Raw genomic sequence first — 14,127 nt, forward strand, 5'->3', positions numbered from 1 at the left:
CAAAAACCAGCTACACAACAACCTGCTGCAAAAGAAACTGAAACAAGTGCACCATCATCTTCTCGTGAGTTACGTGTTGTAGCAACAGCTTACACAGCAGATCCACTTGAAAATGGTTATAAAGCAGGCGACCAAGTAAAATCAGCTATGGGTCACAACTTAACAGCTAATCCAAACATGAAACTAATTGCAGTTGATCCAAGTGTCATTCCATTAGGTTCAAAAGTATGGGTTGAAGGTTACGGAGTAGCAATCGCTGGTGATACTGGTGGAGCTATTAAAGGAAATAAAATTGACGTTTTAATGCCAGATAAAGGCACATCTAGTAACTGGGGACGTAAAACAGTTACAGTTAAAGTATTAAACTAGTTAGTAAAAAAGAGTCCGTCTCATCGTTGAGGCTGGCTCTTTTTTATGATTCTTACATTCTTTCTTTCTCTTGAAAGTAAGTAATATTATCTCGAAGCCACTTCCTCTCCGACATAAACAAGTTTCCACGTTTTTTGTACACTTTATCAAATGTCTTTAAAACTTCTTCCTGATCAACAAACTTATGTAAGAAACGAAGAGCAATGATAATCTCTGATTCATCCGTAGGCTCTACTTCATTTTTACGTCTTCTAGCGACAATTTTATTCACACGTTCGCAAATTGGTCTCATTTCCATTTCGTCGCCATACATATAAATAGCTCGAACAGCTTCATATTTCTATCATGCAAAGCTTCAATATAAACTATTTGTAAGTCTGTTCTTCCGATTTCTGCTAAAGTCTCAATAGCTGCTGAACGAATATAAGCACTATCGCAGTGTAAAAGTTTCGTTAAAGATAGAATCGATCGCTTTGTTCCAATCTCATGTAAAGTGGCACATATATTTACAATATCATCTCGATTCTCTTCCACTGTAAGTAACTTCAATAAAGCATCTTCTGCTTCCATAAAGCGATGACAGCGGAATAACGAACTCCACTATTTTTATGATATATGTAAGGAATAATTTTATGTGCATTGCTCGCTTCAGATAATTTACTTAAATCTATAAGCATACTATCCAACACTATCCTGCTTTCTTCACTTTCTAACCTATTTATCAAATAATCTGCTATATACATCTCTCTAGTATTTATTGCAAGTTGTGTAATTAAAAAATAAAGTTTTGTTTTTATATATACTTTTCGTGCTTCCATTACTTTCTCCTGGAAACAAGAAAAAAGCGATAAATCATTTAACTGCCTCGCTTCTTCATACGCACATTGCCAAACTCCTGCTTCTTCATCAGCCATCCGCCTTAATAAATCATCTATATACTCTTCCATCTCCTTCTCTCCCGTCCAAATTAAGTCTATCTCTTTGCATTCTATATACGATAGACTATACTATATCAACAGAAAAAAGAGGATGCCACAGCATCCTCTCCTTCTCTTCCCTATTCCACACAAGTAAACTGTGTCCAAGCCCCTACGTAATCTAGTAAGAATAACTCCTCTTCCGCAATTGTACCGACAATATTTTTCCGTTCATCTATCGGCATTTCTTTTAGAATGATTTGCAATTCACCTTTATACTTACCAAATGAATTGTTACCAATTACAACTTGCCCTCTTTCCTGTAGTACGCTTTCGCGCATAGGGAAATCATAGTCTTTATATTTTTTACGTACTTCTGTAGAACGTACCATATACTCTGTTATGTCGCCGCGTCTTACATGTAACTCTTGCAGCGAGGCTCTCTTCTCTACTTCAGTCGCTTCGTCTACAAATTGTACTTTCAGCTGTAACATGTATCGATTTAAGTTTCCTAGTTTCTCTAACTCTTCCTCACTCGCATAAGCATTTCCGATAATGACATCATCAATTAGCCCTGTCGCCCATAAATGCTTCGCTTGCACTTCAATTGGTAAATTACGATGCTCTTCTAACGTACATAATCCGTCGTTAATATCCCATGGACCGATGTTTGCGGCATGTGATGTAATAAATGCTGCACTGCGAATACCATGCTTTTTAAAGCGTTCACTACAGCGAATGAAATAATCGTACGGAAGACCAGTGAATTTTTGCGGATAAAAATTATGACAACCAATTAAAGCTGATTTATTCGCTTGATGCGAAAGAATATTTTCTAAGTACGCAATATCGTTACTTACATTTAACTCAATTTTTAAACCGTACGGATTATTCGTCATTTTCGCTTCCGTTAATCCGTCAAAACCTATATCTAAACGAATACCGTCTGCGCCTAACTCTGCGAAAAATGATAGATCGCTATAACTAATATCAAGCTGATCAAACACAGCTGGAGCTACATCTAGAATAACTTCCATATTGTTATCTTTTGCGTGATTAATAATCTCTTTAAATTCAGCCACAATTTCTTCTTTCGGACGATTCACAGATAACAAACAAGTAAATATTCTTGAAAAACCGTGTCGTGCCGCTGCGGAAATATAAGCCATATCTTTTTCTTTCGTTGAATGTTCTGGATAAAGTGAAATTCCTAATTTACGCTCCATGCTTTTGCATCTCCTTCACACGTTGTATTAATGCCATGCTCGTAAATCTATATTTTGCAGATAAACATGTTGCACATAAAATTGTCGGTACAATAATTACGTACGGTGAGTGTAGACCTAACATTACATATGCACCCATTGAACAACCGATAAATAAAACTGATACTAGTAGTAACACTAATAAAGATTTACTTTGTACCCATTTCGAATAATGGGCAATACACTGTCCGACCACGAATGTAATTAAGATGATAATTGCTCCGAGCATTCTGTTTTCTCCTCTCCTGCTAATTGTTGTTTCTCATACATCTTGAAGAATGGATAGTAAATAACGAATGAGATAACAAAGTTAACAAGTACAAGTACACCAGCCATAATTGTCCAGTCCGTACTAATCACCGCTGCAATTGGTGCTAACATCGTAAATGGCAGTTTCGCCATCATGAGTGGAATCATACCTGAAACAACTGCGAAATATGATACTGTCGTTGTCACTAACGGTGTAATAACGAACGGAATAATTAAGATTGGGTTCATTACAATCGGAGCCCCGAAAATAATTGGCTCGTTAATATTGAATAAACCTGGTACGAATGATAATCTACCTAACTCTTTTAGGAACTTAGATTTAGAGAACATAAACATAATTACTAAAGCTAACGTTGAGCCTGATCCGCCAATCCATACGAACCATTGAATGAATTGCTCTGTAAATAAGTTTGGTAATTGATGTGCATTTCCTGTAGCCGTGAACACTTCCATATTTTCAAGAATTGCTGAATCCCACATCGGACGAATGATTGGTCCTAAAATCGCTGGTCCATGTATACCAAATGACCAGAAGAACACGATTAAGAATACTGTTAATAAACCACCGAATAAGTTATTTCCTACTAGTACTGATTTTAATGGTGCGATTAAGTATGTAATTGTTGTATTTACATCAAATTTCAAACCGTAGCGAATGCCCCAGAATAAAAGAATAACTACTAATGTTGGAATTAATGCTGCAAACGAATTTGAAACTGCTGGTGGTACACTGTCTGGTAATTTAATTGAGATATTATGCTTAATCATAAAGTGATAAATTTCTACTGCAATTAATGCTGTAACAATTGCACCAAATAAAGACGTTGCACTTAATGTTCCTACTGAAATATATCGACCTGCATCAATAACACCTGGTACAGCTTTCGTAATTTGAATTGGTTCAACTGATGCTAGTAAAAAGGCGAGTACAGATAGTAGCCCTGCACTTAATTGATTGAGCTGATAAAAGTTCGCGAGCGAAGCCCCTACACCAAACGCTGCGTATAATGCCATTAGTCCTACTGTAAATCGGAATGGAATATCTAAAATATGGCGGAACGGTGCAATCCATTCCATATATGCATCAATTGGTAAATTTAAAAAGATTACGAAAAATGATCCGACGATCGTTAACGGTAATGTAGAAATAACCCCGTTTCGAATTGCCAATAAATGTCGTTGTCCTGCAATCTTTTGCGTTGTTGGCATAATCTTTTGTTCCATAAAACTCATAAACCCATTCATCAATAGCCCTCCTCTTTCTCTCTACTATAAAAGAATGAAATAAACTTTATAACATTATAATGTTTATATTTAAAAAGATATAATTATGCTAAAACTAATTGTTCTGCTTGCCTAAGCACTTTCAAACCATCACACATGCCATAATCTCGTTGGTCTATAATTGCAACTGGTATGTTGTATGAATTTGCAAGAACCTCTACAGCTGGAAATAAATATTTCACTTGTGGACCGATTAAAACGACATCGGCTTCTTTTATTTCAAGTTTCACAAGTTCTGAATCAACCGCCTTAATTTTATAATTCTTCCCCTGTTTCTTTGCCTCTTCTTGCATTTTTCTTACGACCATACTCGTTGACATACCTGCTGCACAACATAATAAAATATACATCTTATACTGTCACTTTCTCTTCCACTCGTTTATGAAGAGTAATAAATTCTTCAGCTAGTTCTTTCACTGTAATTGCATTCATTAAATGGTCTTGTGCGTGCACTAACAGTAAACTGATTTCTGCATGATTTCCTCTTGCTTCTTCTTGAATTAGATCCGTTTGAATACGATGAGCTGCTGAAATTTCCTCACTAGCAAGTTTCATCTTTTCACCCGCATTCTCGAAATCTCCTTGTCTTGCAAAAGCGATTGCTTCAAGCGCCGCACTTCTCGCATTGCCACCATGTAAAATTAATGCAAATGGAGTTTGCATATCAGCCATTTTAAATTCCCCCAAGCTATATGTTTTCTATATTTTTATCTTATTATGAAAACGCATACAATTAAACATAAAAAACTTCCGTTATGTAACGGAAGTTTTTATATACTTTTTCAAAATGATAATAAAATCTCTTGAAAATCTTCAATTACCTCGGTCTGAGTAAGTTTCTCTATCGCACTTTGACTAGACATAATATCATATAAAAAATCATAAAGCCTTTGCAAATCTTCATTATTATTGCGCTTTACACTAAATAAAATAATTACTTGTACTTTTTTGTCTCCCCAATCAACAGCCTTTTCAAGTGTGCAAAACATCAAAAAAGTTTCCTCACTTAATAACTGCATCGGATGCGGGATTGCAACTGAATTCCCAACCGCTGTCGGAGACGTATTTTCTCTTTCCATAACAGAAGCATAAAAGTTTTCTGGTACATAGCGTTTCTCAGCAGCTTTCTCACATAAAAACTGAATAACATCCTCTTTCGTAGAAGCACTATGATTTAAAAAGATTAAATCTTCCTTAATATATTGCTGAACACTATTATTCACATGCGTAAACAACCGCTGACCAATCGATTTAATCTCTTTATCATCAAATATTGAATTCACTTTTATAACTGGAACAGGCAAGCCACTCGGTATATGAATCGTACTAATAATACAATCTATTTTTTCTTTATAAAGATCTTCTACTTTCAATTGATAATAGCCTGTAATACCTACAATCTCTAATTTATCTCGAAACTGTGATAAAATTTTATATTTTAATAGTTGTGCACTTCCTTGACCAGTCGCACAAACTAATAAACATCTTTTCTTTTGATTCTGCTCCTGCAAACGGCTCATCGCTCCGCCTAAGTGAATTGCAATATAACCAATTTCACTTTCAGGGATCGATTCACCCGTATATTCACCAATGATATCTCCAACGAGAATCGCAATTTCAAAAGCATACGGATAATTCTTTTTCACTTCTGCCAAAAGAGGATTTCTCGTATTTAACTTATACTTCAAACGATTTAATAACGTTTTTAAATGAATACCAAATCCAAATAATAATTCTTCATCATAATAAAAAATAAGATTCCGTTCTTCCGCTACTTTAAAAAGAATATGTTGCATAAATGCATATATATCTTTTCCTAATAGCTCTTCTACATTTTCATAGCGATCTCTCGTTGTAACAGCAGTACTTAATAAATGCATCGTCACATATAATACTTCTTCTTCTGGAAATAAAAATTTTAACTCTTTCTCTAAATCTCCTAAAATCTGCTTCGCAATTGTATATTCTTTCTTTATTATAAGTTCTGATTGCTCCGCATGCAGTCCTTTCATATAATGTTGACTTTGACAACGCTTTAATGCGATTGCAATATGAATGACTAAATTATCAATTTCTATATCAGATAAATATATTGTTCCACCCTCAATATACTTTAATATAATTGAACGAATAAGTGATATATGAGGTAGCGATAAATACGTCTCCGTCTGCTCAAATTGCTCATGAAACGGAGTATGGTCATAACGCGGTAAACCATATTGTGATAAACAAGAACGAATATTAAATTCCTCTCCAACAATACGTATACCATAATACGGTCTCTTCTCAATTTGTAATTTATAGCGACTACATATATCTGTAACATCTTTCATAATTAAATTGACCGTTGATTTGCTCACATAAATCTCTTCCGCTAATTCTGAAAGCTTCACATATCCCTCTGTCGTTAAAACACGCTGCAAAATGTACGCTATTCTTTCTTCATAAGAAGTTGGAATCTTTTCCGTCTGTTTTTGAAATAGACTCACACAAAAGTCTTCAAATTTCTTCGTTTGTATAATTTCTAATTCGTACCCAGTCCCTCTTTGCGATTCGATTTTCGCTCCGTTTTCTTCCAATATATCATTTAATAATTTTATATCCTTTTGAATCGTCTTCGTCGATACATGTAAACGGCCCGCTAAAAAAGCTCGATTTAACATCGATTTCTCTTCTAAAAACTCCTCTAAAATAGAAATTAATCGCTGATGCACCTTTGTCATAGCTCTTCCTCTCGCTCTTTATATATAAAGGGGGAAAAGCTGCTGAAATCAGTAGTTTTTCCCCTTTATATTCTCTCTATTTCTTTAATGTGAATCCGAATTTATCCCATGCTTGTAAATAATCTAGTAAGAAAATCTCTTCTTCTACAATTCGACCAACTACATTTGTTTTTCCTGTATTCACCATATCTTTTAATGCAAGTTGTAATTCGCCTTTATACTGGCCATATTGTTCATTATCAATTAATAGATCTCCACGCTTAATTTCACGCGTATTATGAGGTTTAAACTCTTCTTTTTTATATTTCACACGACTTTGTGTAGAACGAATCATATATTCAGATACATCTCCGCGATAAAAATGTGGTTCGTCTAATACGATAATTCTTTCTAATTCTGTCGTTGTATCATATAGTTCTATATCAAATGTTTGTTTCTCTTTATTTAATGCACCTAGTGCTTGTAATTCTTCTTCTGACGCATATGCGTTTGCAATAATAACATCATCAATTAATTCCGTCGCAAATAAATGCTTCGCCTGTGTTGTCATCGGTAATTCACGATGCTGCTCTAATGTACATAACCCTTCTGTTACTAGCCAAGGTCCGTATGTTGCATCAAATGATGAAATAAAAGCAGCCGTTCTCATACCGTAATCTTTAAATTGTTTCGAGCATTTAATGAAATGATCGTATGATAACCCTGAATAACGATGCGGATAAAAATTATGACAACCAATTAAATTTTCACGATTTGGTCTATGACTCATAATGTTATCTACATACTTCGTACCATTACTCATATTAATCTCAATTTTCAAACCATACGGATTATAAGTCATAATTGATTCTTCTAATCCTGAGAAACCAACATCTAAACGAATACCGTACGCACCTAATTCATGGAAGAATGATAAGTCATTATACGAAATACCTAATTGTTCAAAAACAGACGGACTAATATCAACTAATACTTGGAACCCTAATGCATTCGCATGAGAGATCGTTTCTTTAAATTCTTCTATAATTTTCTCTTTTTCTCCATCCACAGATAATAAACATGTGAACACACGTGTAAATCCATATTTACTTGCTAATGTTAAATACTCCTTATCTTTCTCTACTGTTGAATGTTCTGGATAAATAGAAATACCTAATCGTCTCATATGTACACGCCTCTTTCTTCATCATATTGTAAACCTTTTCAAATATATGTAGTGAAAAAGTATATATCCCCTTCTTGTTCACTACATATATTTGAATCCGCTTTCTTTAAAGAAAAAACAATTTCTATCATTCTTAACACCTACAAGTCTATACATCTATACTTTACATCTTTTTTTCATAGTTGTGTAGCTTTTACACAAATTTGTCAGTTTTTCACCTTAAAAATTGTTATCCGTTTTCAAGACACCTTCCTTGACTGTTGCATTGGCCAATACATATACTCGAAAGAAAAGAGAAAATTTTATATAGGGGATGAATATATGGGAGAAGCAATACTCGTAAAACGAGAACCGTTATGGACAAAAGAGTTTGTTGCTTTAATTTTTGCAAACTTATGTATGTTTTTAGGGTTTCAAATGTTAATTCCAACCTTACCTGTTTATGTGAAAGAAATTGGTGGCACAAGTTCCAATATCGGATTGGTTGTCGGCATGTTTACCGTCGCGGCACTTTTTGTTAGACCGCTAACTGGGAACGCCTTGCAAAAATTCAATAAAAAAATCATTTTAATGATCGGTACTGCTATTTGTTTACTCGCTATGGGCAGTTACCTTTTCGCCTCAACAATCTTTCTCTTGCTTGCTGTTCGTATTTTACACGGAGCTGGTTTCGGTATTACAACGACTACATATGGGACTGTCGTTTCTGATTTAATTCCCTCAGCTCGCCGCGGAGAAGGCATGGGATACTTTGGCCTTTCTGGAACAATTGCAATGGCCCTCGGTCCACTTATCGGACTATGGCTTATGCAAACATATAACTTCACAATTCTTTTTTTATGTGCATTATCGTGCACAATTGTTTCATTAATATTAACGAAACTACTTCAAATCCAAAAAACGAAACAGCCTCCACAACAATCATCTAGTACTTTTCTCGATGGATTTATTGAACGTAAAGCTTTACTTCCTTCATTATTAATATTATGTATTACATTAATGTACGGAGGAATTGGAAGTTTTATCACACTATTTGCTACAGAAGTCGGCATAGCTGATATTAGCCTCTTCTTTTTATGTAACGCACTAGCAATCGCTGTGACTCGTCCATTCTCTGGAAAGCTATATGATGCGAAAGGCCATACATTCGTCATCATTCCGGGAGTTATTATAACGTTTACAGGTATTATTTTATTGTCGTATACGACGACAATTCCGAGCTTAATTATTGCTGCAGCATGTTACGGAAGTGGTTTTGGCGCGATCCAACCTGCACTACAAGCATGGATGATTGACCGCGTAGCACCGCATCGACGCGGCGTAGCTACAGCTACATTCTTCTCCGCATTTGACCTTGGAATCGGCGCTGGAGCTATTATATTTGGATTTATTGCTCATTTTACAAACTATGCAACTGTATATCGTTACTCCTCTCTATTACTTATTGCTTTTCTCTTCATTTATATTACAAGCATAAGAAAACAAAAGCATGGCGATAAAAACACGGAAAAAGCTGCTGGATAAATCAGTGGCTTTTTTATCGTGGTAAAAAATTCTTTTCCCTCGTTTTGCTGTTATAAAACTACATGCATTTTCCTACATATTTTTTTAACTTTCATCAAAAAATATACGATGAACTCGCAGACGCTTTCCTTGATATTCAACTGAACAACACTATTCTAAAAAGTGTGATTTCTTTACAAAATTAAGATTTATACAAGATGAAAACCAATAAAATACAGCTGTTTCTTTAAGGGTTTGTAAACTTTTCTTTCCTTTGTAAATTTAGTGTAAATTTTACTAGCAAACCGTTTACAGTGACTCAAGGTTCAGTTAATAATTACATCGTACATGAAATTTAAGGAGTGGAATGCGTGGAATATAATGTTCAAGATATGATCTTCCAGTTCATTGGTGGATTAGGTATTTTCTTATTCGGGATTAAATACATGGGCGATGGACTGCAACAAGCAGCTGGAGATCGTCTTCGCGATATTCTAGATCGTTTTACAACAAACCCACTTATGGGTGTACTAGCAGGTATGTTAGTTACTGTATTAATCCAATCAAGTTCAGGAACAACCGCTTTAACAGTCGGACTTGTAAGTGCAGGATTTATGACATTAAGACAAGCAATCGGTGTTATTATGGGTGCAAACATCGGTACGACAGTTACTGCATTTATTATCGGAATTAAAATCGGAGAATATGCTCTCCCAGTTATGGCAATTGGAGCTATCTTACTATTCTTCTTTAAAAATAAAAAAGTACATTCTGTAGGTCAAGTTGTATTCGGTTTTGGTATGTTATTCTTCGGTTTAGAATTAATGAGCGCAGGTATGAAACCTCTTCGTTCTTTAGAGTCATTCCAAGAATTAACAGTTAGCATGAGTGACAATCCAATTTTAGGAATTGTTGTCGGTACAGTCTTTACTTTAATTGTACAAAGCTCAAGCGCAACAATCGGTATTTTACAAGAACTATTCGGTCAAGGTGCAATCGATTTACAAGCAGCTCTTCCTGTATTATTCGGTGATAACATCGGTACAACAATTACAGCTGTATTAGCAGCAATCGGTACTTCAATTGCAGCAAGACGTGCAGCATTAGTTCACGTTATCTTTAATATTATCGGTACAATTATCTTTACAATTTTATTAGTACCATTTACAAGTTTAATTCAATATTTCCAAACATCATTAAACTTGAATCCAGAAATGACTATTGCATTTGCACACGGAACATTTAACGTAACAAATACAATTATTCAATTCCCGTTCATTGCAGTGTTAGCGTGGATCGTAACAAAAATTATTCGTGGTGAGGATGCAGCGATTGACTTCAAACCACAACATTTAAATCCAATCTTTATTGAACAATCTCCAGCCATCGCTTTAACTGAAGCTCAAAAAGAGATTATCCGTATGGCTGAGTTCTCATTACATGGATTAAAAGAAGCAAATCAATTTTTAAATACACAAGACAAAAAACACGCAAACATGGCTACTCAATTAGAAGGAGCTATTAACAATTTAGATAAAAAAATTACCGAGTATTTAGTTTTACTATCAGAAAAGCCACTTTCACCTACGGATTCTGAAAAACATTCTGTTTTAGCAGGTGTTGTTGGGGATATTGAACGTGTCGGTGATCATGTAGAAAACCTTGTAGAACTTGTAGATTTCCAAATTTCAAACCGTGTTTCACTATCAGACGAAGCATTAGCTGAGTTAAACGAAATGCTTGAATTAACAATTTCAACACTGCAAGACTCAGTTGAAGCTTTAACAAACTTCGATACTGAACTAGCTCAAACTGTTATTGCAAAAGAACGCAAAATCGACCAAATGGAACGTGTTCTTCGTAAACGTCACGTATTACGTCTAAACGAACGCAGCTGTTCAGGTGATGCAAGTATCATCTTCGTCGATATGGTAAGTAACTTAGAGCGCATTGGCGATCACGCTGTAAATATCGCTGACGGTGTTTTAGGCGAACAAGGTAAAATCAATTTAAAACAATCATTATAATAAGAAAGAGACGCTAACTTAAGCGTCTCTTTTTTCATTTTATTTTAACAATTGTTCTTCCTTTTAACTTTCCTTGCAATATAAGTGCAAACTTCTTCTCTAATTCTTCTAATGTACATTCTTCTGTATAAGATAGTAACTCTTTATTTCCCCATTCATTCGCTAAAAGCGTCCACACATCTCTTCTTACATCCACTGGGCATTGCACGGAATCTATCCCTAAAAGACTAATACCTCTCAAAATAAACGGATATACCGTTGTATGTAATTCCTGGCCTGCCACATTACCGCATGTCGTTACACACCCACCATACTTTACTGTTTTTAAAGCTGTTTCTAACATATGTCCACCTACAGTATCGATAACTCCGGCGTATAGCCCTTTTAACATCGGTCTTCCTGATTCATCATTCAATTCCGCGCGATGAATCACTTTTTTCACTCCTAGACGTAGTAGTATCTGTTCCTCTTCCATTTTCCCTGTCGCTCCTACTACGTTAAACCCTAACTTACTTAATATACTAACAGCTACACTCCCTACGCCGCCTGTAGCACCCGTTACTAAAACATCTCCCATACTAGGCTTGATTCCTGCTCCAATAAGCTTATATACCGACAAAGCAGCAGTAAAACCTGCTGTCCCATACATCATACTTTCTTTTAATGACATTCCTTCTGGTAAAGGCACGCCCCAAGATGATGGGACGCGAATATATTCTCCGAAACCACCAGAGGTATTCATACCTAAGTCATATCCCGTTACAATAACTTGATCTCCTACCTTAAAGGAGTTATCTTCACTACTCACAACTTCTCCTGCGGCATCAATTCCTGGCGTATGAGGATATGTTCTCGTAACACCTTTATTACCAGTAGCTGAAAGGGCATCTTTATAATTTAATGAAGAATAATGAACTTGTATGAATACGTCTCCCTCAGGTAAACTACTTACTTCTCTCTCAACAACTTTTCTTACAAACTGATGATTTTCCGTTTCGTTCACAACGATTGCTCGGAATGATGTATGATTCATTATGCTCTCTCCTTTATCCGTCAAATTCTTCTTTATTATATAGAAGAAATAAGTAAGCTTACTCATTTCTTCTTGGCTATATTTCAACAAATCTTACTTCCCTATCGCTTTCTCATAATATATATTTTCATTTCTACTAATAGCCCTTATACTTATTCTACATCTACAAAATAATATATAGAAAATCTGACTTTTTATAAATAAATTGAATTTTTACGAAATGTAAATGATTTGTAATGTTTTTTTTCGCTAAATTTCATTATAATAAGTGGATATGAGTGTCGTATTTCAATCCAAATGAAGGAGTACAGGAAATGGAGCAAAACCCATCTTTGCAAGAAAATACACGCAGTAAACCGAAAAAAAATAAGAAAAAAATAAAAATTATTATAAGCGCTATACTATTCGTTTTATTAATAGGCGGCGGTTATACTTGGTTTTTAGTAAATAAAGCATCTTCTGCTGTTCGAAATGCCGCACACGATTTAGCACGCGGTGATAAATCAGATTTACGAGATAAAGCTGTAAAACCTATTACAAATAACGTCTCTGTTTTAATAATGGGTGTTGATGAAAGCGATGTCCGAGGAAAAGAATATGGTGAAGCTATAAGAACAGATGCGCTTTTACTTGCAACATTTAATAAAGATAGCAAAACTGTTAAACTATTAAGTATCCCACGTGACACATATACTTATATTCCAATAGAAAAGAAAAAAGATAAAATTACACACGCTCATGCATTCGGTTCTGCTAAAAACGGGAAAAATGGTGGACCACAAGCAAGCATTGATGCAGTTGAAAAATTAATGAATGTTCCTGTCGATTACTTTGTAAAATTTAACTTTAAATCATTTATAAAAATCGTCGATGACTTGGGCGGTGTTGAAGTTGATGTACCAGTTGAATTTACTGAGCAAGATAGCAATGATAATGCTGAGGCAATTCATCTAGAAAAAGGTGTTCAAAAGTTAAATGGCGAAGAAGCTCTTGCTCTTGCTAGAACAAGACACATCGATAGTGATGCAATGCGTGGACAACGTCAACAACTCGTTATCGAAGCTATTTTAAAGAAACTAACAAATGCTGGTTCTGTAACAAAAGTTGGCAACATCATTGATGATATTAACGGACAATTTGTTACAAACTTAACATTTGATGATATGCTTTCATTCTATAAATATGGATCGGATTCGGAAATTGAGAAATTACAAATCCAAGGTGATGATTGCTATATGGCAAAAGGTGACGATACATGTAGCAAATCTGCTGGTGGTGGTCGAACTTACTACTACAATCCAGATAAAAAAGAATTAGCTAATGTTACAAATGAACTTCGTACTCATCTTGGGCTACCTGCATATACAAAGTCTGACTCAGACTCTGATTCGAAAAAGACAAAAGAATCTAAGTCTGAAAATTCAAGTGAACGCGAATCAAGTAACAATGAAGTGAAAAATAAGAACAAAAATAGCAGTGAAGATACAGAAACATCATCTAATGACAATGAATAATAAAGAAGCGGTTCTCTATGGAGGTAGAGAACCGCTTCTTTTTATTCTTCTAAATAC

12 protein-coding genes and 1 pseudogene are annotated in these 14,127 nt (G+C 35.1%); 4 read left to right on the forward strand and 9 right to left on the reverse strand.

Annotation, left to right across the window (positions count from 1 at the left end; all coding sequences use genetic code 11):
• The coding region (locus MR170_RS19150) for a 3D domain-containing protein (protein WP_242308940.1) at window positions 1-369 on the forward strand (369 nt) is incomplete at its 5' end.
• 52 nt (window positions 370-421) lie between these two features.
• Here the strand turns inward: MR170_RS19150 and MR170_RS19155 are convergent.
• The 8 genes and pseudogenes from MR170_RS19155 to MR170_RS19190 all read right to left on the reverse strand — a co-directional run bounded on the left by MR170_RS19155 (window position 422) and on the right by MR170_RS19190 (window position 7,993).
• A pseudogene (locus MR170_RS19155) lies at window positions 422-1,316 on the reverse strand (HEAT repeat domain-containing protein).
• Between the two features lie 110 nt (window positions 1,317-1,426).
• The gene (locus MR170_RS19160; RefSeq protein WP_242308942.1) at window positions 1,427-2,512 is read right to left on the reverse strand and encodes a DUF871 domain-containing protein; all 1,086 of its coding nucleotides are present in this window, start codon (window positions 2,510-2,512) and stop codon (window positions 1,427-1,429) included.
• Window positions 2,502-2,780, reverse strand: coding sequence for a hypothetical protein (locus MR170_RS19165; RefSeq protein ID WP_000900046.1), 279 nt, complete (start codon window positions 2,778-2,780; stop codon window positions 2,502-2,504). The genes MR170_RS19160 and MR170_RS19165 overlap by 11 nt, the downstream gene beginning before the upstream one ends.
• On the reverse strand, window positions 2,756-4,066 hold the full coding sequence (locus tag MR170_RS19170) for a PTS sugar transporter subunit IIC (protein WP_001013060.1): 1,311 nt from the start codon (window positions 4,064-4,066) through the stop codon (window positions 2,756-2,758). Before MR170_RS19170 ends, MR170_RS19165 begins: the two co-directional genes overlap by 25 nt.
• Before the next feature lie 83 nt (window positions 4,067-4,149).
• Window positions 4,150-4,455 carry a PTS sugar transporter subunit IIB gene (locus MR170_RS19175; protein ID WP_098138006.1) on the reverse strand — a complete coding sequence of 102 codons (306 nt, stop codon included), beginning with the start codon at window positions 4,453-4,455 and terminating at the stop codon, window positions 4,150-4,152.
• 1 nt (window position 4,456) lies between these two features.
• A complete protein-coding gene (locus MR170_RS19180) occupies window positions 4,457-4,777 on the reverse strand; it encodes a PTS lactose/cellobiose transporter subunit IIA (protein ID WP_000774623.1) in 321 nt (106 codons plus the stop codon).
• Between the two features lie 110 nt (window positions 4,778-4,887).
• On the reverse strand, window positions 4,888-6,828 hold the full coding sequence (locus MR170_RS19185) for a BglG family transcription antiterminator (protein WP_029441685.1): 1,941 nt from the start codon (window positions 6,826-6,828) through the stop codon (window positions 4,888-4,890).
• A 76-nt stretch (window positions 6,829-6,904) separates the two neighbouring features.
• Complete coding sequence (locus tag MR170_RS19190) at window positions 6,905-7,993, reverse strand: DUF871 domain-containing protein (protein ID WP_242308943.1); 1,089 nt, start codon at window positions 7,991-7,993, stop codon at window positions 6,905-6,907.
• 321 nt (window positions 7,994-8,314) lie between these two features.
• Between MR170_RS19190 and MR170_RS19195 the strand changes: the two genes are divergently transcribed.
• Both MR170_RS19195 and MR170_RS19200 read left to right on the forward strand, forming a co-directional pair.
• Window positions 8,315-9,517, forward strand: a complete 1,203-nt coding sequence (locus MR170_RS19195) for an MFS transporter (protein WP_000503254.1) — start codon at window positions 8,315-8,317, stop codon at window positions 9,515-9,517.
• 350 nt (window positions 9,518-9,867) lie between these two features.
• Entirely contained in the window at window positions 9,868-11,523 is a 1,656-nt protein-coding gene (locus MR170_RS19200; RefSeq protein WP_000456270.1) for a Na/Pi cotransporter family protein, read from the forward strand.
• A 34-nt stretch (window positions 11,524-11,557) separates the two neighbouring features.
• Here MR170_RS19200 and MR170_RS19205 read toward each other — a convergent pair whose 3' ends face one another.
• Window positions 11,558-12,643 carry a YhdH/YhfP family quinone oxidoreductase gene (locus tag MR170_RS19205; RefSeq protein ID WP_242308958.1) on the reverse strand — a complete coding sequence of 362 codons (1,086 nt, stop codon included), beginning with the start codon at window positions 12,641-12,643 and terminating at the stop codon, window positions 11,558-11,560.
• A gap of 227 nt (window positions 12,644-12,870) precedes the next feature.
• Here MR170_RS19205 and MR170_RS19210 point away from each other — a divergent pair, with 227 nt between their 5' ends.
• On the forward strand, window positions 12,871-14,070 hold the full coding sequence (locus tag MR170_RS19210) for an LCP family protein (protein ID WP_016082761.1): 1,200 nt from the start codon (window positions 12,871-12,873) through the stop codon (window positions 14,068-14,070).
• The last annotated feature ends 57 nt before the right edge of the window (window positions 14,071-14,127 follow it).

The organism is Bacillus cereus group sp. BfR-BA-01524 (genome assembly GCF_022662595.1).
Classification (GTDB): Bacteria; Bacillota; Bacilli; order Bacillales; family Bacillaceae_G; genus Bacillus_A; species Bacillus_A thuringiensis_S.

Bases quoted from the DNA above. Each gene is read 5' to 3' on its own strand.
- MR170_RS19170 (WP_001013060.1), bottom strand. From the start codon at position 4,066: ATGAATGGGTTTATGAGTTTTATGGAACAAAAGATTATGCCAACAACG.
- MR170_RS19185 (WP_029441685.1), bottom strand. From the start codon at position 6,828: ATGACAAAGGTGCATCAGCGATTAATTTCTATTTTAGAGGAGTTTTTA.
- MR170_RS19160 (WP_242308942.1), bottom strand. From the start codon at position 2,512: ATGGAGCGTAAATTAGGAATTTCACTTTATCCAGAACATTCAACGAAA.
- MR170_RS19190 (WP_242308943.1), bottom strand. From the start codon at position 7,993: ATGAGACGATTAGGTATTTCTATTTATCCAGAACATTCAACAGTAGAG.
- MR170_RS19180 (WP_000774623.1), bottom strand. From the start codon at position 4,777: ATGGCTGATATGCAAACTCCATTTGCATTAATTTTACATGGTGGCAAT.
- MR170_RS19175 (WP_098138006.1), bottom strand. From the start codon at position 4,455: ATGTATATTTTATTATGTTGTGCAGCAGGTATGTCAACGAGTATGGTC.
- MR170_RS19165 (WP_000900046.1), bottom strand. From the start codon at position 2,780: ATGCTCGGAGCAATTATCATCTTAATTACATTCGTGGTCGGACAGTGT.
- MR170_RS19210 (WP_016082761.1), top strand. From the start codon at position 12,871: ATGGAGCAAAACCCATCTTTGCAAGAAAATACACGCAGTAAACCGAAA.
- MR170_RS19195 (WP_000503254.1), top strand. From the start codon at position 8,315: ATGGGAGAAGCAATACTCGTAAAACGAGAACCGTTATGGACAAAAGAG.